The following is a 25,358-nucleotide window of genomic DNA, read 5'->3' as shown; positions in this document are numbered from 1 at the left end:
TGTCTCCTCGCAAATCTGGCTGTAACGTTGATGGTCGGACTTTGATCTGTTCTGATTCATTGTCAATCGAGCACAAATTACAAAGATTTGTGCCGGATTGGAAACTATTCCCCATGCGCCAGGCGCGGCCTGCCGCTCGCCGTGGCGATGAAACGCGCTTCGACGAGCTTGCGGCTGCCGTCGATCTCAGGCGCATCGATTTCCTCGACGAGGGCCAGTACCGCGTCGACGGCGCCATTCTGCCGGGCGTGTTCGAGTGCCGCTTCGCTGGCCCTGTCGCGCGCAGCCTCGAACGCCTTCTCCTCGTCCGTGAAGCGGCGGCCGTCTCCCGCACCCGAGAGCATGAAGATGCCGTCCTCCGGCGCGGTGACGAAGACGGTGACGGTGGCTCGGACCCGCCCCACCACCGCACCGACGGCATTGGCGACATCCGCATCCGTCGGGACTTCGCAGGCCACGGACAGCATGTCGCCGATTGCCGGATAGTAGACCGGGGCCGAGGCGCCGAGCCCGACCAGCGGGCGGTCGAGCGACAGGGCGAAGCGCACGATGCCGGCCTCACGCCGCAGCGCATGGTCGATGAGCAGCGAACGGGCGGGATCGACATCGGTCAGCCCGGCCTCGGGAAGGACGGCCGAGAGAATGACCTCCGCCGACTGGCGCGTCAGCCTGTCGACGATCCGTCGCGCGAGCTCTTCGGGCGAGGCCGCGATCGGCTGGCCGGCGCCGTTCTTGCGGCGCATGGCAAGCCTCAAACCAAGCTCGGCCGCCTCCGCATGCCATTGGCCCTGACGGCCAAGCACATGCATGGCGTCCGACGGCGTGATACCGCAGATATGCACGAGCCCGCGCGCCACCAGTCGATCGAGCGTCGCCAGCTGCGACGTTGCCGTCATCAGCTGGTCGAGCGCCACGGGCTCCGATCCGATACGGGCGAACAGCGCCGCTTCCTGCGCTGCCAGGCCGGCGGCCAGATGATCCGGCACGCCGGTGCGGACCGCAAGGCGCCCGTCATGGCGGCCCATATGGGCCGCGCGCAGCTGCCGTTCGAGAATGTCGATGACCGGGCGGCCATGCAGCGTGGCCGCCAGACTGAGCGGCACGAGGCGGCGCGGGCCGAGATCGATCCGCGCATTCATGCTGCGGTCGTCGATCCTCACCTCCGAGTCACCGCCGAGGCCATAGGTGCGCATGGCCACCGCCTCGACCATGGTGCGGTATCCGCCGACCACGGCACCGTCGGCGTCAAGGCGCGGGCGTCCGCCCTCGAGGATCGCCACGTCGGTGGTCGTACCTCCGATGTCGGAGACGACGGCATCGGCAAGGCCGGTCAGATGACGGGCGCCGACCAGACTGGCCGCAGGGCCTGACAGGATCGTCTCGATCGGCCGCAGCCGGGCCTCCGCCGCCGAGATGAGGGCACCGTCGCCGCGCACGACCATCAGCGGCGCGTCGATGCCGCGCCTTGTCAGAAAGTCCTCGCAGGCGCCGACAAGCCGGTCGATCATCGACACCAGGCGGGCATTGAGCAGTGTGGTCAGCGCCCGGCGCGGACCGCCGAGCTTGGACGACAGCTCGTGGCTGCAGGTCACCGGCAGAGGACAATGAGCGCGGATGAAATCCCGCACCCGGTTTTCGTGCGAGGGATTGCGCACGGCGAAATAGCCCGCGACGGCAAAGGACGACACCGTCCGGCTCAGTTCCGGCAGGGCTTGCTCCAGCGGAGAGAGATCGAGCGGCGTCTCGGTACCGTGCACATCATGGCCACCGGTCAGATAGATGGCGGGATCGGAGCCGAGCGCATCGGCGAGGCCGTCGCGCTTCAGATCATCGGGGCCGAAGCCGATCATGACGAGGCCCGCGCGTCCCCCCTGCCCCTCGACCAGCGCGTTTGTCGCCAGCGTCGTCGACAGCGACACCAGACCGATTGCCTCGACCGAGACGCCGGAGGTTTCGATGACCTTTTCCAGCGCTTCCGCGATACCGATCGCCAGGTCATGGCGCGTGGTCAGCGCCTTGGCCTTGGCCAGGATACCCTGCGTCTCGCTGTAGAGCACCGCGTCGGTATAGGTGCCGCCGGTATCGATGCCCAACAGGTAATGAAGTGTCACGCCAGCTGCCTCGGTCTCTCAGAATTCCACCAACACGGATCACGCTGTTATCGCATGGGGAAACCGAGCGGCAATAGCTGACAAACGGCAAATCATGGCCGCGAAACCGCAGACCGCGCGGTGACCCGCATCGGCAGGCCACCGGCCGGCTGCACCGTCAGTTTCTGCACGGGCCATGGCCTGGTTTCGGCGGTCATGTCGAAGCGATAGCGCCGCATCAGGACGGCGAGCGCGATCACCGCCTCCTGCAGGGCGAAGGTTGCGCCGATGCAGACCCGTGCCCCGGCGCCGAACGGCAGATATTGAAAGCGGCCTATCTTATCGCGGTTTTCCGGCAGGAACCGGCTCGGGTCGAAGGCCCGCGGGTGTTCCCAGTAAAGCTCATGCCGGTGCAGCGTCCAGGGCATGATCAGGATCGTCGCACCCTTGCGGATATCGATCGCGGTGCCGTCGGGCGCCTCGAAGCGGTCATCCGCAACGGTCTGGCGATTGATCGACGGTGCCGGCGGATAGAGCCTCAGCGCCTCCTCGAAGGCCGCACGAACCAGCGGCATGCGCTCCAGCCAGTCGACCGGATCCGCGCCGCTGTCGAGCACGGCGTCGATTTCGACCTCCATGCGATCCCGGATGTCAGGACAATTGGCGACGCAGAAGAAGGTCCAGGCGAGCGCCCGGGCGGTCGTCTCATGGCCGGCGCCTATGAAGGTCAGGATGTTGTCCTCGACCTCCTCGGTCGTCAGGCCCTGCGGCCCTTCGACTTCGAGCAGCAGGGTCAGGAAATCGCGCGGCGCTGATTGGGGGTCCCGCACTATCGCCGCCTTGCGCTTTTCCATGGTTGTCCGGACCAGCGCACGGAACTTGCGCAATACTCCACGACCACGCACCCGGGCGAGCCTGGGAATCCACTCCGGGGCCGCCAGCATGTCGAGCGGATCGATCCGTCCCATATGGTGCAAGAGCGCATCGACATCACCGGCAACGTCATCGCCATCGGTGGCGATCTCGCCGGAAAACAATGTCTCCGAGAGAATGAGATAGGTGAGCCCGGTCATGTCGACGGCGATATCGCGTACCATCCCTCGCGCATCCGCCGTCGCGTAGCGCGCGGCGAACTCCTCGCTCTTTTCCAGCATCTGGCGGGCAAAGCCGCGCGCGTGGCGCGGGGTGAAGACGGGTGCCATCGCCTTTCGCGAGCGCTTCCACACCCCGCCCTCGGCGGTCAGCAGCCCGTCGCGCAGGATGGGGCGCAGGACCAGTTGCCGGACCTTGTCCATCACGTAGTTGCCGGCATTGTCGACCAGCACGTGGCGGATCAGATCCGGATCGTTGACGATCACGGTGGTGCGGCCGAAAAACCGGGTTTCGATCCAGGGCAGAGTGTAAGAGGGGACGCCCCAGAGTTCGAGCGGGTTGCGCAGGACGGTCCGGATGATCTCGAGCTTCGACGGCGGATATGGGCGCGGAACGGGCGCTGGCGGCTCGAAAAGGTCGGGGCTGTCGACAACTGCCATGATTCCGCTCCGCGGTGGCGCGATCAGCCCGGAGCGGGCTAGAACAGCGCCTTGAGTTCACTCAGGCGGTCGTTGACCAACCACCCGTAATAGTTCTCTTCCGGCCAGACCGGCGATCCGGCGCCGGCATTGCGGGCCGCCAGCGCCCGGGCCCGCTGCAGCGAGTTGCCGACGTTGAACAGCGTGGCCGTCACTCCGGGATTATGCGAAATATCCATGCCGGCGACGGTGCGGTAGTCGTCGATCGACTTGCGCAGTACGCCCGCCATGAAGGCCAGCGAAATGTCGGGCTCCATGATCGCCTTGTAGACGCCGGCCGCATCGTTCTCGTCCAGCCTGGCGACGCCCGACTTCTGCGAAACCAGATCCGACAGCATCAGCGCCGTCAGCGGATTGATCTGCCCGAGACCGAAGGTCTGGCCGGCGTAGAAGGGCTGGAAGAACACAGCGCTGAAGCGGTTGTTGGGATAGGACTTGCCGCCGACGCTGTGGCCGCGGAACTTGGTTTCCCAGACGTCCTCGCGGCACGACCACAGCTTGTAGGAATCCTTCATCGCGGCGCATGCGGAAAATTCCGGGCGGGAGACGAAGTCGGAAATCCCCTCGCCGTCATAGGCGAAACGGAAGCTGTTGCCGGCATAGGATGCCGCCTTCACGTAATAGCTCTGCAGGCTGTCATAGGCATCGACGTTGAAGGTATGCTCGCCGACGATCGCACCCACCATGTGGATCGGATCGATGCCGTAGGCAGCCGCCGTCTTCTTGATCTTCGAGCGCAACCGGTCGTCGGACGCGAGAAGGTCACGCACCTTCTCGTATTTCAGGTCGAACGTGGTCTTTCCGGCCTGGGTACGGCGCACCGAAGCGCCCGGGATCGGCGGCTGCTCGGCATGGCGGTTGCCTTCGGGCACGACACGGAGCGACCCTGCGTTCACACCTGCCGGCGCAAGAACAAGCAGCGCCAGGAAGAATGCCCGAGTAAATCGACCCACGATACCTTCACCCCCAAGTTTTCAAAATGCAGATTGCTTTCCGGCGCCACCCATACAGAAGCAAGGCCGTGTTTGTCGACCTTGCCCTGCGTCACATTTGCGGCATTCCTTCGGCGGAACCCACATATTTTGCCTTGCGCTAAAGGATATAGCGCGACAGGTCCGCGTCCGCAGCAATTTCGCCGACATGCTCGGCGACATAGGCCGAATCGATCATCACCTTCGAACCACCCCGATCAGGTGCGTTGAACGAGATATCGTCCAGCACGCGTTCCATCACGGTCTGCAGACGGCGCGCACCGATGTTCTCGACCGAGGTGTTGAGCTTGACCGCGACATCGGCCAGCGCATCGATCGCATCTTCGGTGAAGTCGAGATCGAGTTCCTCGGTCGCCATCAGCGCCTTGTACTGGCGGATGAGGCTCGCTTCGGTTTCGGTCAGGATGCGACGGAAGTCTTCCTTGGTCAGAGGCTTCAGCTCGACGCGGATCGGCAGGCGGCCCTGCAATTCGGGTAGCAGGTCCGAAGGCTTCGATACGTGGAAGGCGCCGGACGCGATGAAGAGGATATGGTCCGTCTTCACCGGCCCATACTTCGTCGACACAGTGGTGCCTTCGACCAGCGGCAGCAGGTCGCGCTGAACGCCTTCGCGCGACACGCCGGCACCCATGCCGCCTTCCCGCGCGGCGATCTTGTCGATCTCGTCGAGGAAGACGATACCGTCGTTCTCGGCCGAGCGCACCGCCTCGCGCTGGATCACTTCATTGTCGATCAGCTTGTCGGACTCGTCGCGGATCAGGTCGGCATAGGAGGCCTTGACCGTGGTGCGCACCTTCTTGGTGCGGTTGCCCATGGCCTTGCCGAACATTTCCGACAGGTTGAGGATGCCGACATTGGCGCCCGGCATTCCGGGAACCTCGAAGCCGGGCATGCCGCTGCCGCTGTCGGCGACCTCGATGTCGATCTCCTTGTCGTCCATCTCGCCGGCCCTAAGCTTCTTGCGGAAGCTGTCGCGGGTGGCAGGCGAAGCCGTCGAGCCGACCAGCGCATCGAGAACGCGTTCCTCGGCGCCGGCATGGGCCTTGGCCTGGACCTCGGCGCGCTTCTTTTCACGCACCAGGCCGATGCCGACCTCGACCAGATCGCGGATGATCTGTTCCACGTCGCGGCCGACATAGCCGACTTCGGTAAACTTCGTCGCCTCGACCTTGATGAAGGGCGCGCCCGCAAGCTTGGCGAGGCGCCGCGAGATTTCCGTCTTGCCGACGCCGGTCGGGCCGATCATCAGGATGTTCTTCGGCATCACCTCGTCGCGTAGGTCCTCGTCGAGCTGCTGACGCCGCCACCGGTTGCGCAGCGCGATCGCCACGGCACGTTTCGCCTCATGCTGTCCGATGATGAAGCGGTCGAGTTCGGATACGATCTCGCGGGGAGAAAAAGTCGTCATATCGCTTGTTCCAATGGTCGGAGGAAAGAGGATCAGTTGTCGCTGTCGAGCGACTCGACCACGATATTGTCGTTGGTATAGACGCAGATCTCGGCGGCGATCGCCATGGCCTGGCGGGCGATCTCTTCTGCCGACTTGTCGCTGTCCATCAGGGCGCGGGCAGCAGCGTAGGCATAATTGCCGCCGGAGCCGATCGCCATCGCGCCATGCTCCGGTTCGAGCACGTCGCCATTGCCGGTGATGGCAAGGGTGATGGTCTTGTCGGCGACCAGCATCATGGCCTCGAGGTTGCGCAGATACTTGTCGGTCCGCCAGTCCTTGGCAAGCTCGACGGCAGCGCGCATCAGCTGGCCGGGATATTGCTCGAGCTTCTTTTCCAGACGCTCCAGCAGCGTGAAGGCATCGGCAGTCGCGCCGGCGAAACCGGAGATCACGTCGCCCTTGCCGATCCGGCGGACCTTGCGGGCATTGCCCTTCATCACGGTCTGGCCGAGGCTGACCTGGCCGTCGCCCGCCATGATGACCTTTCCGCCCTTCCGCACAGTAATAATCGTTGTCATTTACGCACCTGTTGGCCCGTCTGCCGGGCGTTCGATTGGGAACGCGAAATCGTTCGGTTGATCCCTATGTAAGTGGACCTCGCGCGAATGCAATCTTGTGACGCATCGCGGAAAAGCACGGCCTGCTTTTGCTGGATATTTAACCGACCGCCTGATAAGGAACCCCTGACCAAGGCATGGAGCGGACCCTGATGGGCGAAACAATGATCCGTCGCACGGGAAGCATTTCCCGCAAAACCAACGAAACCTCCGTTTCGGTTTCCGTCAATCTCGACGGCACCGGCGCGGCGAAGATTTCCACGGGCGTCGGCTTCTTCGATCATATGCTCGACCAGCTTTCGCGCCATTCGCTCATCGACATGGAGATCGACGTCAAGGGCGACCTGCACATCGACGACCACCATACCGTCGAGGATACCGGCATCGCCATCGGCCAGGCCATCTCCAAGGCGCTCGGCGACCGGCGCGGCATCACCCGCTATGCCTCGATCGACCTTGCCATGGACGAGACGATGACCAAGGCGGCGATCGACGTCTCAGGCCGACCCTTCCTCGTCTGGAATGTTGCCTTCAGCGCGCCGAAGATCGGCACCTTCGACACCGAACTGGTGCGCGAGTTCTTCCAGGCGCTGGCCCAGAATGCCGGCATCACGCTGCATATCTTCAATCACTACGGCGCCAACAACCACCATATCGCCGAGACCTGCTTCAAGGCCGTGGCCCGGGCATTGCGGACAGCCGTCGAAATCGACCCGCGCCAGGCCAGCCGCGTTCCCTCGACCAAGGGCACCCTCGTCTGAGGTCTGCCCGACCGGAAACGGCGGAAAGCAGCTTGATCATCGCTTTGCGGCGTGCCGGGGTTTTGACCCCATGGCGTCGCGTTTAGGAAAAGGACGTTCGACGATGCGCGTGGCGATCATCGACTATGGATCCGGAAATCTCCGCTCGGCAACGAAGGCCTTCGAACGGGCAGCGCGCGAAAGCGGCGTCGACGCGGTCATCGAGCTGACCGACAAGGCCGATCGCGTTGCCACAGCCGACCGAATCGTGCTGCCGGGCGTCGGCGCCTATGCCGACTGCCGCCGGGGGCTCGACTCGGTTCCTGGCATGCACGAGGCGATCGTCGACGTCGTCGAGAAGAAAGCCCGCCCCTTCTTCGGCATCTGCGTCGGCATGCAGCTGATGTCGAGCCGCGGGCTGGAAAAGACGATCACGCCCGGCTTCGACTGGATCAAGGGTGATGTGGTCGAGATGACGCCGGACGATCCGACCCTCAAGATCCCGCAGATCGGCTGGAACACGCTCGACCTGCACCAGCCGCATCCGTTGTTCGACGGGATCAAGACGGGGCCGGACGGCCTGCATGCCTATTTCGTCCACTCCTACCACCTCGCCGCGGAAAATCCGGATGACGTGATAGCCACCACCGACTACGGCGGACCGATGACGGCCTTCGTCGGTCGCGCCAATATGGTTGGTGCGCAGTTCCATCCGGAAAAGAGCCAGACGCTCGGCCTCAGGCTGATCGCCAACTTCCTTTCCTGGCAACCGTAAGTCTCCTTCAGTATCGGACATTTCCGCATGATCCTTTTTCCCGCCATCGACCTCAAGGACGGCCAGTGCGTGCGGCTCAAGCTGGGCGACATGGAGCAGGCCACCGTCTACAACACCGATCCCGGCGCCCAGGCGAAGGCCTTCGAGGACCAGGGTTTCGAATGGCTGCACGTGGTGGACCTGAACGGCGCCTTTGCCGGGACGAGCGTCAACGGGGCAGCGGTCGACGCGATCCTGAAAGCAACAAAGAATCCGGTGCAGCTCGGCGGCGGCATCCGCAGCCTCGAGCATATCGAAAACTGGCTTCATCGCGGGCTTTCGCGCGTCATCCTTGGTACCATCGCCGTGCGCGACCCGGCGCTGGTGATCGAGGCCTGCAAGCGTTTCCCCGGCAAGATTGCCGTCGGCATCGATGCCAAGGGCGGCAAGGTGGCGGTCGAGGGCTGGGCGGAGGCCTCGGAACTCGGTGTGATCGAGCTTGCGAAAAAATTCGAAGGGGCAGGTGTATCGGCGATCATCTATACCGATATTGATCGAGACGGCATCCTGACCGGCATCAACTGGGAATCGACGCTTTCGCTTGCCGACGCGGTTTCGATCCCGGTGATCGCATCAGGCGGGCTTGCATCGATCGACGACATCCACCGCATGCTGCAGCCCGACGCGGCCAAGCTTGAGGGTGCCATCACCGGCCGCGCACTCTATGACGGCCGCATCGACCCGGCCGAAGCCCTGGCGCTCATCCGCGCCGCTCGCGCCTGAACGAGGATAGACCATGACGCTGAAAGCCCGTGTCATTCCCTGCCTGGACGTCAAGGACGGCCGTGTCGTCAAGGGCGTCAACTTCGTCGACCTGATCGACGCGGGCGATCCCGTCGAGGCGGCCAAGGCCTATGACGCCGCCGGTGCCGACGAACTCTGCTTCCTCGACATCACCGCATCGTCCGACAATCGTGACACGATCTTCGAGGTCGTCGCGCAGACGGCGGACCAGTGTTTCATGCCGCTCACCGTCGGCGGCGGCGTGCGCACGATCGCCGACATCCGCAAGCTGCTGCTCTGCGGGGCCGATAAGGTGGCGATCAATTCGGCGGCGGTGAACAATCCGGATTTCATTGCCGAGGCGGCCGACAAGTTCGGTGACCAGTGCATCGTCGTGTCGATCGACGCCAAGCAAAGGCGCAAGCAGGAAGCCGGCGGCGACAATCTGAGCGCCTGGGAGATCTATACGCATGGCGGTCGCACGCCGACCGGCATAGATGCAGTCGAATTCGCCAGGAAGATGGTCGAGCGTGGTGCCGGCGAACTGCTGGTCACATCGATGGACCGGGACGGAACGAAGATCGGATACGATCTCGAACTGACGCGAACCATTGCCGATGCCGTGCGCGTTCCGGTGATCGCCTCGGGCGGGGTCGGCACGCTCGACGATCTGGTCGCCGGCATCAGGGATGGGCACGCGACGGCCGTGCTCGCCGCCTCGATCTTCCACTTCGGTACCTATTCGATCGCCGAGGCCAAGCAGTATATGGCCAACCACGGCATCGCCATGCGGCTCGACTGATTGCCCGCGAAAGGGAACTGCAATGAGTGACTTCTCCCTCACCGACCTCGAACGAATCGTCGCCGACCGGGCCCAGGCCCGGCCTGACGAATCCTGGACGGCGAAGCTCGTCGCCGGCGGCCAGTCGAAAGCCGCCAAGAAGCTTGGCGAGGAAGCCGTCGAAACGGTGATCGCGGCAATCAAGGACGACCGTGAAAACCTCGTCTACGAGAGTGCCGACCTCCTCTATCACCTGATGGTCGTATTGAAAATCGCCGACATCCCGCTTAAAGCCGTGCTCGAAGAGCTTCAACGGCGCACGGCCCAGACGGGCCTCAGCGAAAAAGCCAGCCGGCAGGATCCATGACGACAGCGACACGGGAATCCGAAACGCCAGAAGCACTCGACCATTTCCAGGCGGATGGATATTCCCCCTATCTGTTCTTCGATTCGGAGGAATGGTCGCATTTCAGGGCCGATACGCCGCTGACATTGACCGCCGACGAGGTTAAGCGACTGCGCTCGATCGACGACCCGATCGACCTTTCCGAAGTGCGCCGGATCTACCTGTCGCTGTCGCGCCTGCTCTCGGCCCATGTCGAATCCTCGCAACTGCTGTTCCAGCAGCGCAATCGCTTCCTCAACACGTCGAACATTTCAAAGACGCCGTTCGTCATCGGCATCGCCGGATCGGTCGCGGTCGGTAAATCGACGACGGCCCGCGTCCTCAAGGAACTCCTGGCGCGCTGGCCCTCGAGCCCGAAGGTCGACCTCGTCACCACGGACGGCTTCCTCTATCCCAACGCCCATCTGGTTCGGCACAAGATCCTGAACCGCAAGGGCTTTCCGGAAAGCTACGACATCGGCGCGCTGCTGCGTTTCCTCTCGGCGATCAAGGCCGGTCTGCCCAACGTCAAGGCGCCCGGATATTCGCATCTGACCTATGACGTGCTGCCCAACGAGTACAAGATCGTCGACCGGCCGGACATCCTGATCTTCGAAGGCATCAATGTGCTCCAGTCGCGCGACCTGCCGGCCGACGGCAAGATCGTGCCGATCGTCTCTGACTTCTTCGACTTCTCGATCTATATCGACGCGGAGGAGAAGCTCATCCACCGCTGGTATGTCGACCGTTTCATGAAGCTGCGGCAAACCGCGTTCCGCGACCCCAACTCCTACTTCCATCGCTATGCCACGATCAGCGAAGAAGAGGCGCTGGAGATCGCCGAGGGTCTGTGGAAGAACACCAACCTGAAGAACCTGCGGGAGAATATCCTGCCGACCCGCCCCCGCGCCGACCTCATCCTGCGCAAGGGCGACAATCATCTGGTCGAGCAGGTCGCGCTGAGAAAACTGTAGGCGATATATAGCCGGCAGTTTATTCAATAGCCCGCCATGTTTGCCGGATTCACAGACCCGCTCAAGAGTTGACCCGCCTCAGCGTCAGGTTGATGCGCCCGCCGTTCTTCAGCAGGGTCGAGGTCGACGGATAGATGCGATCCACGCCATGGAAGCACAGGCGCCCTGCCCCGCCGATGACGAAGACGTCTCCGCTCGTGAGCTTCATCGACATGGTCGGATCCTTGCGATTCGTTCCGCCGATGCGGAAGAGGCACGCGTTGCCCAGCGAGATCGACACGACCGGCGCGTCGAAATCCTTCTCGTCGCGATCCTGATGCAGGCCCATGCGGGCATTGTCGTCGTAGAAATTGACCAGGCACGCCTCCGGCTGCTTGTCTGAGCCGGCAACCCGGTTCCAGATATCGAGCAACATTGCGGGAATGGCGGGCCATGGTTTTCCCGTGACCGGATGATTCGGCTGGTAGCGATAGCCGCGTTGTTTGTCCGTAACCCAGCCGAGCGGGCCGCAATTGGTCATGCGGACCGACATTTCCTTGCCGGTTCCGGGCATGACGGGAACGAAGAGCGGTGCTTCCGCGACGATTTCACGGATTGACGCGACCAGTTGCTCCTGCCCGCCGCGATCGATGAAATCCGGAAAATAGCGGAGCCCTTCGGGCAATGTGCGCTTGGTTTCTTCAGGCATGGACGAACGGCGGCCTCATCGGCCGCCGCCTTCATTGCAGATTCAGTCGGCAAGGTCGGGAATGCGCAGCACCTGACCGGGATAGATCTTGTCGGGGTGGGTGAGCATCGGCTTGTTGGCTTCGAAGATCACCGTGTGCTTGGCGCCGTTGGCCTTGCCATAGTGCGCCTCGGCGATCTTCCAGAGATTGTCGCCCTTCTTGACTGTGTAGAAAACCGGCTCCTTGGGCGCGACCGGTGCCGCCTCAAGCGTCTCGGCGATCTTCAGGTCACCGGCTTCGACCTTGGAAATGCCGAGCGTGTTGCCAACGGCGATGACCGCCTTTTCGAAGGCCGACTGATCCTTCACGGTTCCCTTCAGCACGACCTTGTCGTCGACGACAGTAACTTCGACCTTTTCGGTGCCGAGATCATGTGAGGCAAGTTCCTTCTTGACCGCTTCCGCGTCGGGAGTGTCGTCATCGCCGCCGATGCCGAGCTTCTTGCCTGCACTCTTGATAAAACTAAACAAACCCATGGGAATTCCCCTTCTTGTCCGGTCCGGCTTCAGATGAAACCACGGCGCAGCAAAACACAAGCAGATATCTAAAATATGTCGTGCTGTATTAGGTCGCAGTCTGGCGAAGCTAGTCTCCTCCGGGCCGGCCGCGCATCTTCTTGACCTCGGACCGCCCCGACTTTTCCTTCAGCCGGCGCTCTACCGACCCCTTGGTCGGCTTGGTCTTCTTGCGAGGCGGCGGGGGCGGCGCGGCGGCGGCGAGGATCAGTTCCTTGAGGCGCTCGCGTGCGTCTTCCCGGTTGCGCTCCTGGCTGCGGAACCGGTTCGCCTCGATCATCAGCACGCCTTCCTTCGAAGCACGCCGTCCGGCGAGCTTCAGGGCATTCTCCTTGACCCGGTCGCTCAGGGCGGGAGAACCGGCGATGTTGAAGAACAGCTGGACGGCCGTCGAGACCTTGTTGACGTTCTGTCCGCCCGGCCCGCCGGCCAGCACGAATTGCTCCGTCAGCTCCCAGCCGGCGATCGTGATGCGATTGTTGATGACGAGTGCGTCGCTGGCCATGTTCGGTCTCCGTCCGCTCTATTTCACATTCGAACGCGGAGGAAAACAAGAAACCCGGCGGATCGCTCCGCCGGGTTTCTTTCAGTTCTCGTCTGACGCCATTATTCCGCAGCGATATTGGCGCTCGGAGCGGCGGCACGCACGGTGTGGTCGACGTGATCTTCGAACTTGGCGAAGTTGGTGATGAACATCGCCACCAGCTTCTTGGCCTGGGCATCGTATTCCGATGCATCGGACCAGGTCGAACGGGGATCGAGGATCTTCGAGTCGACGCCTTCGACGGCCACCGGAACGGCGAAGCCGAAGTTCGGATCGACGCGGGTTTCCACCTTCTTCAGTTCACCGTTCAATGCACCGGCCAGCAGGGCGCGGGTGGCCTTGATCGGCATGCGATGACCGACGCCATAGGCGCCGCTGGTCCAGCCGGTACTGACCAGCCAGCAGTCGACATTGTGCTCGGCGATCAGGTCGCGCAGCAGATTGCCATACTCTGCCGGATGGCGCGGCATGAACGGTGCGCCGAAGCAGGTCGAGAAGGTGGCTTCCGGCTCGGTCACGCCCTTTTCCGTACCGGCGACCTTGGCGGTATAGCCGGACAGGAAGTGGTACATGGCCTGTTCCGGGCTCAGGCGAGCGATCGGCGGCAGCACGCCGAAAGCATCGGCGGTCAGCATGATGATCGTCTTCGGATGGCCGGCGCGGCCGGTGTCCGATGCGTTCGGAATGAAGTGCAGCGGATAGGCGCAGCGGGTGTTTTCGGTGCGCGAGGCATCGTTGAAGTCCGGCACGCCGGCATCATCGAGCACGACGTTTTCCAGAACGGTGCCGAAACGCTTGGTGGTGGCGTAGATTTCCGGCTCGGCTTCGGCCGACAGACGGATGGTCTTGGCGTAGCAGCCGCCTTCGAAGTTGAAGATGCCGTGCTCACCCCAGCCGTGCTCGTCGTCGCCGATCAGCGTGCGGCTCGGGTCGGCCGAGAGCGTCGTCTTGCCGGTGCCCGACAGACCGAAGAAGACGGCAGCGTCGCCGGCCGGGCCGACATTGGCCGAGCAGTGCATCGGCATGACGCCCTTCGGCGGCAGCATGTAGTTGAGCGCGGTGAAGACCGACTTCTTCATTTCGCCGGCATAGGAAGTGCCGCCGATCAGAACGATGCCGTTGGTGAAATCGCAGGCGATGACCGTCTCCGAGCGGCAACCGTGGCGTGCCGGGTCGGCGCGGAAGCTCGGAAGCGTGATGATGGTCAGCTTCGGCTGGAATTCAGTGAGCGTGGAGCGCTCCGGACGGATCAGAAGATTGCGGATGAACAGCGAGTGCCAGGCAAGCTCCGTCACGACGCGGGTCGGCAACTCGTTTTCCTGGTCGGCACCGCCGATAAGGTCCTGGACGAAGAGTTCCTTGCCGGCAGCATGGGCCAGCATGTCCTTGTGCAGGATACCGAAGTGTTCCGGCGACATGGGCTTGTTGTTGTCCCACCAGATCTGGTCGTCGGTGTGGCTGTCGCGGACGATGAACTTGTCCTTCGCCGAGCGGCCAGTATGCTGCCCGGTCACCGCGCAGAGCGCGCCGTCGGCGGTCAGCACGGCTTCGTTGCGGCGAATCGCCTCTTCGTAAAGGTCGCGCTCACGGAAATTATAGTAGATGCGAGCCGCATCACCCAAACCGATCGCTGCTACCCCTACGAGGGGATTATTTACACCAAGCTCCTCCATGAGCGCGCATCCTCTATATTAGAAACGGTGACGTTGAATTTTCGCGAACCTAGTGTCCGAGTTTTCAAAACGCAATAAGCAAAACCAAAATCAATCAATAATTTCAAATATTTAATCGATTTAAATCCGAATATAGTTTTTTAAATCGGTTTGCATCGGCGTCTTTTGGTTGCCGTGCAGACCAATTGCACCCCTTTTGCCGGGCGGCTTCGGCCGCACCCCTTTATCTTTGCCACAATTTGTTCCACCTTTATCCCCAATAAGCGCAGCCAACGTTGCCACACCCTGGGCTGGGACAATACCAGGAGCCGCGCTTCATGATGACGGAGACCAACAATATGCAGACGATCGCGCTCGTTGACGACGACCGCAATATTCTCACTTCCGTATCGATCGCGCTTGAGGCCGAGGGATACAAGGTCGAGACCTATACCGACGGCGCTTCGGCGCTCGACGGTTTGCTGGCGCGTCCGCCGCATCTTGCCATCTTCGACATCAAGATGCCGCGCATGGACGGCATGGAGCTTTTGCGGCGGCTCAGACAGAAGTCCGACCTGCCGGTGATCTTCCTGACCTCGAAGGACGAGGAGATCGACGAACTGTTCGGGCTGAAGATGGGCGCCGACGACTTCATCACCAAGCCGTTTTCGCAGCGCCTGCTGGTCGAGCGGGTGAAGGCCATCCTGCGGCGCGCAGCGAGCCGGGAAAATCTTGCGGCCGGCGGCACGGCCAAAACCGGCGCCGAACAGCAGGCTCGCACGCTGGAGCGCGGTCAGCTGGTCATGGACCAGGAACGCCACACCTGCACCTGGAAGGGCGATCCGGTGACGCTGACAGTGACCGAATTCCTCATCCTGCAATCGCTGGCTCAGCGTCCCGGCGTGGTAAAAAGCCGCGACGCCCTGATGGATGCGGCCTATGACGAGCAGGTCTATGTCGACGACCGCACCATCGACAGCCACATCAAACGCCTGCGCAAGAAGTTCAAGATGGTCGATACCGACTTCGACATGATTGAAACGCTCTACGGAGTGGGCTACCGCTTCCGCGAAGCGGCGTAAGCGCCGAAGCCATCGAGAACAGGCCGGTCGGGCAAAAGGGTAGAGATTGGTCAAACGCGTTTCCGAAGGGACCAACGACGAACTGGACAGCCTGACCGAACAGCGCCGTTTCCCGGTTCATCCCTTCACGCTCGTGCGCCGGATTTTCGGCCATGCGCTGTTCTCCAGCCTGACCCGACGCATCGTCTTCTTCAACCTCGCCGCACTGATCGTTCTCGTCGGCGGCATCATGTATCTCAACCAGTTCCGCGAGGGCCTGATCGACGCGCGCGTCGAAAGCCTGCTGACGCAGGGCGAGATCATCGCCGGCGCGATTTCCGCCTCGGCATCGGTCGACACGAACTCGATCACCATCGATCCGCAGAAGCTCCTCGAACTGCAGGCCGGGCAGAGCATCACCCCTGTTCCGAACGACGAGGACCTTGAATTCCCCATCAATCCGGAACGGGTCGCACCCGTGCTGCGCCGGCTGATCTCGCCGACCCGCACGCGTGCCCGCCTGTTCGACGCCGACGCCAACCTACTGCTCGATTCGCGCCATCTCTACTCGCGCGGCCAGGTCCTGCGCTTCGACCTTCCGCCGGTCGAGGACGAGACGTCGAGCATCACCGACTGGATCGCCCGCATCTTCAACATGGCCCTGCAGCCTTCGAACCTGCCGGTCTACAAGGAAGCCCCCGGTGGCGATGGATCGATCTACCCGGAAGTCATGAATGCGCTGACCGGGGTTCGCGGTGCCGTGGTTCGTGTCACCGACCGGAGCGAACTGATCGTCTCGGTCGCCGTGCCCGTCCAGCGCTTCCGCGCCGTGCTCGGCGTGCTCCTGCTCTCCACCCAGGCCGGCGACATCGACAAGATCGTCCATGCCGAACGGCTGGCCATTCTGCGCGTCTTCGGCGTCGCGGCGCTCGTCAATATCGTCGTGTCGTTGCTCTTGTCTTCGACCATCGCCAATCCGCTGCGGCGACTCGCCGCTGCCGCCATCCGTGTCCGGCGCGGCGCCAAGGAGCGTGAGGAGATTCCGGATTTCTCCGCCCGCCAGGACGAGATCGGCAACCTCTCGGTAGCCTTGCGCGAGATGACGAACGCACTCTACGACCGCATCGACGCGATCGAGAGCTTCGCCGCCGACGTCAGTCATGAGCTGAAGAACCCGCTCACCTCGCTTCGCAGCGCCGTCGAGACGCTGCCGCTCGCCAAGAACGACCAGTCACGGCAGCGGTTGATGGACGTGATCCAGCACGATGTGCGCCGGCTCGACCGGCTGATCAGCGACATTTCCGACGCCTCGCGCCTCGATGCCGAACTGGCGCGCAGCGATGCCAAGCCTGTCGATCTCGAAGTCCTGCTCTCCAGCCTGGTCGACGTCTCGAGACAGATCCGCAGCACCAAGAAGCCGGTCGAACTCGACTACATCATCGACCAGAAGCCGGGTGCCAAGGCGCGCTTCATTGTTCCCGGCCACGATCTGCGGCTTGGCCAGATCATCACCAACCTGATCGAGAACGCCCGTTCCTTCGTGCCCGAGGTCGGCGGCAAGATCACCGTCAAGCTGTCGCGCACCCGCAGCCGCTGCCTCATCCAGATCGAGGACAACGGACCCGGCATCCAGGCCGAGGACATCGATCGGATCTTCGAGCGCTTCTATACCGACCGGCCCGACGGCGAGAGCTTCGGCCAGAATTCTGGCCTTGGCCTTTCCATCAGCCGGCAGATCGCCGAAGCGCATGGCGGCACCCTGAAGGCCGAAAACATGATCGACAGCGCAAGCGGCCGCATTCTTGGCGCACGCTTCATCCTCGCCCTGCCTGTCGAGGCGGCATCTTGAGCGCCCGCGGCGTCAACATCCATGCCACAGCCATCGTCACCGGCACCACCGGCCTCATCTTCCTCGGCCCGTCCGGATCGGGAAAGTCGGCGCTCGCCTTCGATTGCCTGAGCGAAGCCCGGCTTCACGGGCAGTTTGCGGCACTGGTGGCGGACGACCAGGTCTTCATCTCGCGTTTCGGCACGCAGGTGATGGGTGCCAGGCCGGAGACGATCAGAGGGCTGATCGAACTGCGCCACGGCGGCATAGCGCGGGTCGAGAGCGTTCCCCGGGCTATTCTCCACTATGCAGTCCTGCCGGTCCACCGTGCCGCGGCCGAGCGACTGCCGGCACAGGGCACGCAGGCGACACTGCTCGATGATGTCCGATTGCCGGCCATCTACGTGCCGGCGGATGTGCGCCTGCCTTTTTCCTTCATAAATGCCCTGATCTCGGCCTGGACTGTCCCTCGTTAGGCTAAGACGCTACAGTTTGCGCTTGAACTTCGGATTTTCATCGCCAAGATGGCGTCCCACCGATGGACGAAGTACCTGCGTTGCGTTATCTCCGCCATCTGTCTGCGCAGGCAAGAGGTAGTAGAAGAATGATCGGACTTGTGCTTGTCACCCATGGCAAGCTGGCTGAGGAGTTTCAGCATGCTGTAGAGCATGTCGTCGGCCCACAGAAATTCATCGAAACCGTTTGCATCGGTCCGGATGACGACATGGACCAACGGCGCCAGGATATTCTGGATGCAGTGATGCGTTCCGATGACGGCCATGGCGTGATCATTCTCACCGACATGTTCGGCGGCACCCCGTCCAACCTCGCCATATCCGTGATGAACACCGGCCGGATCGAAGTGATCGCCGGCGTCAACCTGCCAATGCTGATCAAGCTGGCGGGCGTGCGCGGCGAAAACGATATGGAGAAGGCACTGGTGGACGCCTCCGAAGCCGGTCGCAAGTACATCAATGTCGCCAGCCGCGTCCTCAGCGGCAAGTGATCGAAAGCCCTTCCATGCCGAATTCCCGGGACCTCCTGATCATCAACAAACGTGGCCTGCACGCGCGCGCATCCGCGAAGTTCGTCCAGACGGTGAGCGGCTTCGACGCGATCGTCCACGTCACCAAGGACGGCACGACCGTCGGCGGGACCTCGATCATGGGGTTGATGATGCTGGCGGCGAGCCCCGGCTGCTCGATCCAGGTCAGCGCCACCGGCAGCCAGGCCGACGCGGTTCTCGACGCGCTGGAAGTGCTGGTCGCCGACAAGTTCGGCGAGGAAATATAACCGGCGCTTAATCATATAAAGACATAAAGACCTCTTTATGTCTCCTTGCCATCGGCGACAATCCCTGATAAATGCGGATCAGAAACCCGTCTTTTGCAGAGGGGTCACGAATGGTGTTTGCCTGGCACCCGAAGCGGAACCTGGCCTGCACCGTCATCCGAGCCGGGAGAGCTTCATGACCGCACACAACGACTATATCGTCGCAGACATTGGCCTTGCCGATTTCGGCCGCAAGGAGATCGAGATCGCCGAAACCGAAATGCCGGGGCTGATGTCCTGCCGCGCGGAATTCGGCCAGAGCAAGCCCCTCAAGGGCGCCCGCATCACCGGTTCGCTTCACATGACGATCCAGACCGCCGTCCTGATCGAGACGCTGGTCGCGCTCGGTGCGGAAGTGCGCTGGGCATCGTGCAACATCTTCTCGACCCAGGACCATGCCGCTGCTGCGATCGCCGCCGCCGGCATTCCGGTCTATGCCGTCAAGGGCGAAAGCCTTGAGGATTACTGGACCTATACGGACCAGATCTTCCAGTGGCGCGACGGTGGCGTCTCGAACATGATCCTCGACGACGGTGGCGATGCCACCATGTACATCCTGCTCGGCGCCCGCGCCGAAGCCGGCGAGGACGTTCTCTCCAACCCGCAGTCGGAAGAAGAAACCATTCTGGTTGCCCAGATCAAGAAGCGCCTCAAGGCATCGCCGGGCTGGTTCACCAAGCAGCGCGACGCGATCAAGGGCGTCACCGAAGAAACCACCACCGGCGTTCATCGCCTCTACGAACTGAGCAAGAAGGGCCTTCTCCCCTTCCCGGCAATCAACGTCAACGACTCGGTCACCAAGTCGAAGTTCGACAACAAGTACGGCTGCAAGGAATCGCTGGTCGACGGCATCCGTCGCGGTACCGACGTGATGATGGCCGGCAAGGTCGCCGTCGTCTGCGGTTACGGTGACGTCGGCAAGGGTTCGTCGGCTTCGCTGCGTGGCGCCGGCGCCCGCGTCAAGGTGACGGAAGTCGACCCGATCTGCGCCCTGCAGGCGGCCATGGACGGTTTCGAAGTGGTGACGCTCGAGGATGTCGTCTCCTCGGCCGACATCTTCATCACCACCACCGGCAACAAGGACGTCATCCGCATCGAGCACATGCGCGAGATGAAGGACATGGCGATCGTCGGCAATATCGGCCACTTCGACAACGAAATTCAGGTTTCGGCACTGCGCAACCTGAAATGGACCAACGTCAAGCCGCAGGTCGACATGATCGAGTTCCCCAAGGGCAACCGCATGATTCTGCTATCGGAAGGCCGTCTGCTCAATCTCGGCAATGCCACGGGGCATCCGTCCTTCGTCATGTCGGCCTCGTTCACCAACCAGGTTCTGGCCCAGATCGAGCTTTATACCAAACCGGGCGAGTACAAGAACGAGGTCTACGTCCTGCCGAAGCACCTCGACGAAAAGGTCGCCCGCCTGCATCTCGAAAAGCTCGGCGTGAAGCTGACCGAGCTGTCGGAAGAACAGGCCGCCTATATCGGCGTCACGCCGCAGGGTCCGTTCAAGGCTGACCACTACCGCTATTAATATTCTTCTGGATATCCACTAAACCTAGTAGTCGCAGTCTTGACAAAGGCTGCGACTTCTTTTTTGGGGCCGACCCTTCCCGCTCATTCCCTTAGGCAGTATTGTTTTAGAACTTGATTCGTGGCGCACCCATCAGGTGCGTCGGCGAAATGGGATGTCTTGTCGACGATGCGGCACATAGGACGGAGACAGACCGAGGATGTCGGTAAAAAAATGCGGCCCGTTCAAACGGGAAACGGCAGCGGCTATGGATGCCCAGGTTTCGCGGCGGCGAGCCATGGAATCTAGCGACGAAAGCAAAAGCGCAGGCGAAAAGCCGCGTTCGCGCTTCAGGCGCGATCTGCTGCCCCACCTGTGGAAGGCCTGCATGGGCGGAACGATCCTCACCGGTCTGTTCGCGCCCGGCCTCGCCCGGTCTCAGACGAGCGTGCCGCCGGCCGAAAAGCTCTTCACTTCGGTCGAGATGGTCGGTTACGCCTTGGTGCTCGGGATTCTCTCGGCAGCGATGCTTTCGGCCGGCTGGCTGATCCGCCAGCGCGGTCGGTTGGAGGCGGAAGGCGCAGAAATGCGTTCGGCCCTCTCCGATGCGAACCAGCGCATCTCCCGCTACCAGGCGCTGATCGCCGACAAGAACCGGCGGATCGTGATCTGGGACGGCCAGAACAGCAAGCCAGAGTTTCTCGGCCAGCTGCCGGCCGAAACCGGGGCGCCGCAGACGGACGGCGAGTTCCTCGCCTTCGGCCGCTGGCTGAAACCCGCCTCGGCCGGCGACCTCGAAAGAGCGATCGAGGCTCTGCGCTACAAGGCCGAGAGCTTCGACGTCATCATCGAAACGCATCGCGGCGAGGTCATCGAGGTGCAGGGCCGTCTCTCCGGAGGTCGCGCCTTTGCCCGATTCGTGGCGCTCAACAATCTGCGTGCAGAACTTGCCGAACTGAAGATCGAACGCAATCGCCTGCGAAACTCCATCGCGACCTTCGAATCGCTGCTCGACGCGATCGAGCAGCCGGTCTGGCGGCGTGACACGGAAGGCCGGCTGATCTGGGTCAACCACGCCTATAGCGAGGCTGTCGAGGCGGGTTCGCCCGACCAGGCCGTCCGCGAGGCCCGGGAGATTCTGACCAGCCTCAGCCGCGAAAAGATCAAGGCGAGCGCGACGCCGGAATCGCCCTTCCACGATGTCGTTTCCACCGCGGTGCGCGGTAAGCGGACCTTCTTTGATGTTGTCGACGTTCGCGAGTCATCCGGTTCATGCGGCATGGCCGTCGACGTCAGCGGCGAAGAGGCGTTGCGCGAGGAACTGGCCCGGACGCTGAAGAGCCATGCCGAGACGCTTGAGCACCTGGAGACGCCCGTTGCTATCTTCGACGGCGAGCGTCGCCTGCAATTCTTCAACCAGCCGTTCCAGAAACTCTGGGACCTCGAGCCGCTGTTCCTCGAATCACGTCCGGACCACGGCGAGCTGCTGGATCGGCTGCGTTCGGCGCGCAAGCTGCCGGAACAGCTGAGCTGGAAGGCGTGGAAGGAAAACACCCTTTCGGTCTATCGCTCGCTCGAGACGCAGACCGACCTGTGGCATTTGCCCAACGGTCAGACGCTGCGCATCATCGCCTCGGCCCATCCGCAGGGTGGTGCGACCTGGGTGTTCGAGAACGTCACGGCGCAGTTCGATCTGGAAAGCCGCTACAATACGCTGCTCCGCGTGCGCGGCGAGACCATCGACCACCTGTCCGAAGGTGTGGCCGTGTTCGGTCCGGACGGCCGCATCGAGCTGTCGAACCCGGCCTTCCGCGCGCTCTGGGGCATCACCGAGGCGGATTCGAAGCAGGGCACCCATATCAAGGCGATCGAAGCCGCCTGCGCACCGTCCTATGACGGCGCCGACGGCTGGAAGGCCTTTGCCAAGATGATCACCAGCTTCGAGGACGAACGGCCATCGAGCCAGGGCACGCTGGAACTCTATTCCCGACTGGTGCTCGACTATGCCGTGACGCCGTTGCCGAACGCCCAGACCATGCTGACCTTCGTCAACAAGACCGACAGCGTTCTCGCCGAGCGGGCGCTCAAGGAAAAGAACGAGGCACTGCGCAAGGCCGACGAGCTGAAGAACGACTTCGTCCAGCACGTGTCCTACGAACTGCGCTCGCCGCTGACCAACATCATCGGCTTCACCGACCTGTTGAAGACGCCGGCGATCGGTCCGCTCAACGAGCGCCAGTCGGAGTATATCGACCACATCTCCACCTCGTCCTCGGTCCTGCTGACCATCGTCAACGACATTCTCGACCTGGCGACCGTCGATGCCGGCATCATGCGGCTCGACTATGCCGACATTGATCTCAACGATCTGCTCGACGACGTCTCCATGCAGATGACCGATCGCCTGCAGGAGGGCAATGTCTCGCTCGAGATCGCGGCATCGGCCCATCTTGGCCACATCGTTGCCGACCAGCAGAGGCTGAAGCAGATCCTCATCAAGATTCTCACCAATGCGGTGAACTTCGCGCCGGAAGGCTCGTCCATCGAGCTGAAATGCTGGCGCGAGGACGCCGATTTCGTCTTTACCGTCCACGACAACGGCTGCGGCATGTCCAAGGACATGCTGGCGACCGTGTTCAACCGCTTCTCGACCAATGGCAAGACCGGCAAGCGCAGCGGCGCTGGCCTTGGCCTTTCCATCGTCGAGAGCTTCGTCAACCTGCACAACGGCACGGTGTCGATCGACAGCGAGCCGGGTCGCGGGACCACGGTGTCCTGCCGCATTCCCTCTGCCGCCCAACCGCAAGCCATCGCCGCCGCCGAATGACCGACACGCTACCGAGCCTCTCGCTTCACCTCGCCACCGAGGCTGACACGATCCGCCTCGGTGAGGAACTGGCGCTGGTGGTGAAGCCGGGCGACTGCCTGGCATTGTGGGGCGATCTCGGCGCCGGCAAGTCGACGCTGTCGCGCGCGCTGCTCCGGGCGATGGCAGACGACGACTATCTCGAAGTGCCGAGCCCGACCTTCACCCTCGTGCAGAATTACGACCTGCGCCTCGCTGTCGCGCATTTCGATCTCTATCGCCTTGCCGATCCGGGCGAGCTTGAGGAGATCGGTTTTGCCGATGCGCTCGACACCGGCGTCTGCCTCGTCGAATGGCCCGACAAGGCCGGCACCAGCCTGCCGACAAACCGTATCGACATCACCTTCGGCTTCGATGCCGAAGGCGGGCGACAGGTGACGATCACGGCGCCCGCGCCGAAGATCGCGCGCATCGAACGCGTTTTTTCGATCCGTCGCTTCCTGGACGCCCATGGCTATGCCGGCGCCCGGCGCCGCCACCTCACCGGCGACGCATCGACGCGCGCCTACGAGTACATCTATCCGGCTGACGGCAGCGCGCGGCGGGTGCTGATGGATGCGCCGCGCCAGCCCGACGGCCCGCCGATCCGCGACGGCAAGCCCTACTCGCAGATCGCCCATCTCGCCGAGGATGTCTATCCCTTCGTCGCCATCGACCAGGCACTGCGTCAGCGCGGCTTCGCCGCGCCGGAGATCTATGAGCGGGATTGCGAAGCCGGCCTGCTGTTGATCGAGGATTTCGGCCCGGAGACCGTTCTCGACGAAGACGGCAAGCCGATCCCCGAGCGTTACCGCGCCGGCGTCGCCTGCCTTGCCGCACTCCATGCCACCCGTTTCGAGCGGGACATCGAGATCGAAGCCGGTCGCGTGCATCACGTTCCCGACTACGACCGGACCGCCATGAAGATGGAGGCCGAGTTGCTGATCGACTGGCACCTGCCGTGGAAACGGAACGGCGCCGTAGCGACCGACGCAGAGCGAGCCGAGTACCTGGCGATCTGGGACAGCCTGATCGACCAGCTTGCCACGACCGAAAAGACGCTCGTGCTGCGTGACTTCCACTCGCCGAACATCATCTGGCGGAGCGAGCAGCAGGGCATCCAGCGGGTGGGCCTCATCGATTTCCAGGATGCGATGATCGGCCCCTCGGCCTATGACCTCGTGTCGATCGTCCAGGATGCCCGCGTGACCGTCGAGCGCGACCTGGTCGACCAGCTGATGGCGGACTATCTCGGCCTTCGTCGCCAGGAGCCTGGCTTCGACGAAGCCGATTTCCTCAAGGCCTGGGCCATCATGTCGGCGCAGCGCGCCTGCAAGCTCAACGGACTCTGGGTCCGGCTGATGAAGCGCGACCACAAGTCCGGCTATATGAAGCACATGCCGCGCACGCTCTGGCACCTGTCGGTCGCCTTCGAGCACGAAAGCCTTGCCCCCTTGCGCGACTGGTGTGCAAGGGTTGGAATCGGCGAGACCGAATCACTTCCTAAGGCACGATGAAGATCAACAACGCGATGGTACTCGCAGCCGGGCTCGGCACCCGGATGCGGCCGATTACCAACAGCATGCCGAAGCCGCTGGTCCCGATCGCCGGCAGGCCGATGATCGACTATGTGCTCGATACGCTGGTTGCCGCCGGCGTCGAGAGGGTCGTGGTCAACGTGCACCATTTCGCCGAGCAGATGGAGGCCCATCTCGCCGGGTATCGCGGGCTGGAAATCCTCATTTCCGACGAGCGTGCGGCGCTGATGAATTCCGGCGGCGGACTGGTCAAGGGACTGAAGCTGCTCGACCGTTCGCCCGCCTTCGTGATGAATGCCGACCTGTTCTGGATCGGCGACGAAAGCGCGGACAAATCCAATCTGTGGCTTCTGGCCGATTTCTTCGACCCGGCGCTCATGGACATGGCGCTCCTCTGCGTGCCGCTTGAAAGAACGACGGGCCATAACGGCAAGAAGGACTTTTCGCTCGGCAGCGACGGACGGCTGAAACGCTACGAGGACGGCGATGCCAATCCCGTGGTCTATGCCGGCGCGATCGCGCTGATGCCCGAATTGTTCGACGACGCACCCACGGATGCCTTCAACCTCAACATCTATTTCGACCGGGCCATCGCCAGCAGCCGGCTCTACGGCATTGTGATGACCGGCCAGTGGCTGACGGTCGGCACGCCCGAGGCGATCGGCGAGGCGGAAGAGACGATCCGGCGGTTCGGAAACCCGATCAGCGACGGAGCCTGAGCG

24 protein-coding genes are annotated in these 25,358 nt (G+C 62.7%); 15 read left to right on the top strand and 9 right to left on the bottom strand.

Annotated features, from left to right (window positions below; translation table 11 throughout):
• Window positions 1–104 precede the first annotated feature (104 nt).
• The 5 genes from L867_RS0116540 to hslV all read right to left on the bottom strand — a co-directional run bounded on the left by L867_RS0116540 (window position 105) and on the right by hslV (window position 6,621).
• A complete protein-coding gene (locus L867_RS0116540; RefSeq protein WP_028737916.1) occupies window positions 105–2,111 on the bottom strand; it encodes a hydantoinase/oxoprolinase N-terminal domain-containing protein in 2,007 nt (668 codons plus the stop codon).
• 92 nt (window positions 2,112–2,203) lie between these two features.
• Window positions 2,204–3,622, bottom strand: a complete 1,419-nt coding sequence (locus L867_RS0116535) for a cytochrome P450 (RefSeq protein WP_037173647.1) — start codon at window positions 3,620–3,622, stop codon at window positions 2,204–2,206.
• Window positions 3,623–3,660: 38 nt separating this feature from the next.
• Entirely contained in the window at window positions 3,661–4,587 is a 927-nt protein-coding gene (locus tag L867_RS0116530) for a DUF1402 family protein (protein ID WP_028737914.1), read from the bottom strand.
• Window positions 4,588–4,753: 166 nt separating this feature from the next.
• Window positions 4,754–6,061 carry an ATP-dependent protease ATPase subunit HslU gene (hslU, locus tag L867_RS0116525; RefSeq protein ID WP_028737913.1) on the bottom strand — a complete coding sequence of 436 codons (1,308 nt, stop codon included), beginning with the start codon at window positions 6,059–6,061 and terminating at the stop codon, window positions 4,754–4,756.
• A gap of 32 nt (window positions 6,062–6,093) precedes the next feature.
• On the bottom strand, window positions 6,094–6,621 hold the full coding sequence (gene hslV, locus L867_RS0116520; protein ID WP_028737912.1) for an ATP-dependent protease subunit HslV: 528 nt from the start codon (window positions 6,619–6,621) through the stop codon (window positions 6,094–6,096).
• A 191-nt stretch (window positions 6,622–6,812) separates the two neighbouring features.
• On the opposite strand from hslV, the gene hisB reads away from it, so the two are divergent.
• The 6 genes from hisB (at window position 6,813) to coaA (ending at window position 11,077) form a co-directional block, all read left to right on the top strand.
• The gene (gene hisB / locus L867_RS0116515) at window positions 6,813–7,421 is read left to right on the top strand and encodes an imidazoleglycerol-phosphate dehydratase HisB (RefSeq protein ID WP_028737911.1); all 609 of its coding nucleotides are present in this window, start codon (window positions 6,813–6,815) and stop codon (window positions 7,419–7,421) included.
• A gap of 103 nt (window positions 7,422–7,524) precedes the next feature.
• Entirely contained in the window at window positions 7,525–8,175 is a 651-nt protein-coding gene (gene hisH / locus L867_RS0116510; protein ID WP_028737910.1) for an imidazole glycerol phosphate synthase subunit HisH, read from the top strand.
• A 27-nt stretch (window positions 8,176–8,202) separates the two neighbouring features.
• Window positions 8,203–8,937, top strand: coding sequence for a 1-(5-phosphoribosyl)-5-[(5-phosphoribosylamino)methylideneamino]imidazole-4-carboxamide isomerase (hisA, locus tag L867_RS0116505; protein WP_028737909.1), 735 nt, complete (start codon window positions 8,203–8,205; stop codon window positions 8,935–8,937).
• Between the two features lie 13 nt (window positions 8,938–8,950).
• Entirely contained in the window at window positions 8,951–9,739 is a 789-nt protein-coding gene (hisF, locus tag L867_RS0116500) for an imidazole glycerol phosphate synthase subunit HisF (RefSeq protein ID WP_028737908.1), read from the top strand.
• Between the two features lie 22 nt (window positions 9,740–9,761).
• Entirely contained in the window at window positions 9,762–10,085 is a 324-nt protein-coding gene (locus L867_RS0116495; protein ID WP_028737907.1) for a phosphoribosyl-ATP diphosphatase, read from the top strand.
• Window positions 10,082–11,077, top strand: coding sequence for a type I pantothenate kinase (gene coaA, locus L867_RS0116490; protein ID WP_028737906.1), 996 nt, complete (start codon window positions 10,082–10,084; stop codon window positions 11,075–11,077). The genes L867_RS0116495 and coaA overlap by 4 nt, the downstream gene beginning before the upstream one ends.
• A gap of 61 nt (window positions 11,078–11,138) precedes the next feature.
• Here coaA and L867_RS0116485 read toward each other — a convergent pair whose 3' ends face one another.
• The 4 genes from L867_RS0116485 to L867_RS0116470 form a co-directional block, all read right to left on the bottom strand.
• Complete coding sequence (locus L867_RS0116485) at window positions 11,139–11,765, bottom strand: alpha-ketoglutarate-dependent dioxygenase AlkB family protein (protein ID WP_028737905.1); 627 nt, start codon at window positions 11,763–11,765, stop codon at window positions 11,139–11,141.
• 42 nt (window positions 11,766–11,807) lie between these two features.
• Window positions 11,808–12,281 carry a peptidoglycan-binding protein LysM gene (gene lysM, locus L867_RS0116480; RefSeq protein ID WP_028737904.1) on the bottom strand — a complete coding sequence of 158 codons (474 nt, stop codon included), beginning with the start codon at window positions 12,279–12,281 and terminating at the stop codon, window positions 11,808–11,810.
• Between the two features lie 109 nt (window positions 12,282–12,390).
• Window positions 12,391–12,825 (bottom strand): alternative ribosome rescue aminoacyl-tRNA hydrolase ArfB, encoded by a 435-nt coding sequence (gene arfB / locus L867_RS0116475; RefSeq protein WP_028737903.1) that lies wholly within the window; start codon window positions 12,823–12,825, stop codon window positions 12,391–12,393.
• Between the two features lie 101 nt (window positions 12,826–12,926).
• On the bottom strand, window positions 12,927–14,537 hold the full coding sequence (locus L867_RS0116470; protein ID WP_028737902.1) for a phosphoenolpyruvate carboxykinase: 1,611 nt from the start codon (window positions 14,535–14,537) through the stop codon (window positions 12,927–12,929).
• A gap of 338 nt (window positions 14,538–14,875) precedes the next feature.
• On the opposite strand from L867_RS0116470, the gene L867_RS0116465 reads away from it, so the two are divergent.
• The 9 genes from L867_RS0116465 to L867_RS0116425 all read left to right on the top strand — a co-directional run bounded on the left by L867_RS0116465 (window position 14,876) and on the right by L867_RS0116425 (window position 25,355).
• Window positions 14,876–15,598 (top strand): response regulator transcription factor, encoded by a 723-nt coding sequence (locus L867_RS0116465; RefSeq protein WP_210163648.1) that lies wholly within the window; start codon window positions 14,876–14,878, stop codon window positions 15,596–15,598.
• Between the two features lie 82 nt (window positions 15,599–15,680).
• Window positions 15,681–17,426 (top strand): sensor histidine kinase, encoded by a 1,746-nt coding sequence (locus tag L867_RS0116460; RefSeq protein ID WP_269748270.1) that lies wholly within the window; start codon window positions 15,681–15,683, stop codon window positions 17,424–17,426.
• Window positions 17,423–17,881, top strand: coding sequence for an HPr kinase/phosphorylase (locus L867_RS0116455; protein ID WP_028737899.1), 459 nt, complete (start codon window positions 17,423–17,425; stop codon window positions 17,879–17,881). Before L867_RS0116460 ends, L867_RS0116455 begins: the two co-directional genes overlap by 4 nt.
• A gap of 128 nt (window positions 17,882–18,009) precedes the next feature.
• On the top strand, window positions 18,010–18,411 hold the full coding sequence (locus tag L867_RS0116450) for a PTS sugar transporter subunit IIA (protein ID WP_028737898.1): 402 nt from the start codon (window positions 18,010–18,012) through the stop codon (window positions 18,409–18,411).
• A gap of 14 nt (window positions 18,412–18,425) precedes the next feature.
• On the top strand, window positions 18,426–18,698 hold the full coding sequence (locus L867_RS0116445) for an HPr family phosphocarrier protein (protein ID WP_037173644.1): 273 nt from the start codon (window positions 18,426–18,428) through the stop codon (window positions 18,696–18,698).
• A 175-nt stretch (window positions 18,699–18,873) separates the two neighbouring features.
• Entirely contained in the window at window positions 18,874–20,274 is a 1,401-nt protein-coding gene (gene ahcY, locus L867_RS0116440) for an adenosylhomocysteinase (protein ID WP_028737896.1), read from the top strand.
• 277 nt (window positions 20,275–20,551) lie between these two features.
• A complete protein-coding gene (locus tag L867_RS25545) occupies window positions 20,552–23,080 on the top strand; it encodes a sensor histidine kinase (RefSeq protein WP_084638597.1) in 2,529 nt (842 codons plus the stop codon).
• Window positions 23,077–24,615 carry a tRNA (adenosine(37)-N6)-threonylcarbamoyltransferase complex ATPase subunit type 1 TsaE gene (gene tsaE, locus L867_RS0116430; RefSeq protein WP_028737895.1) on the top strand — a complete coding sequence of 513 codons (1,539 nt, stop codon included), beginning with the start codon at window positions 23,077–23,079 and terminating at the stop codon, window positions 24,613–24,615. The genes L867_RS25545 and tsaE overlap by 4 nt, the downstream gene beginning before the upstream one ends.
• Window positions 24,612–25,355: a nucleotidyltransferase family protein gene (locus L867_RS0116425; protein WP_028737894.1), complete on the top strand. Its 744-nt coding sequence runs from the start codon at window positions 24,612–24,614 to the stop codon at window positions 25,353–25,355. The genes tsaE and L867_RS0116425 overlap by 4 nt, the downstream gene beginning before the upstream one ends.
• Window positions 25,356–25,358 lie beyond the last annotated feature (3 nt).

This window comes from Paenirhizobium selenitireducens ATCC BAA-1503 (assembly GCF_000518785.1).
GTDB classification, from domain to species: domain Bacteria; phylum Pseudomonadota; class Alphaproteobacteria; order Rhizobiales; family Rhizobiaceae; genus Allorhizobium; species Allorhizobium selenitireducens.
This window is presented reverse-complemented; position numbering and strand designations above follow the sequence as displayed.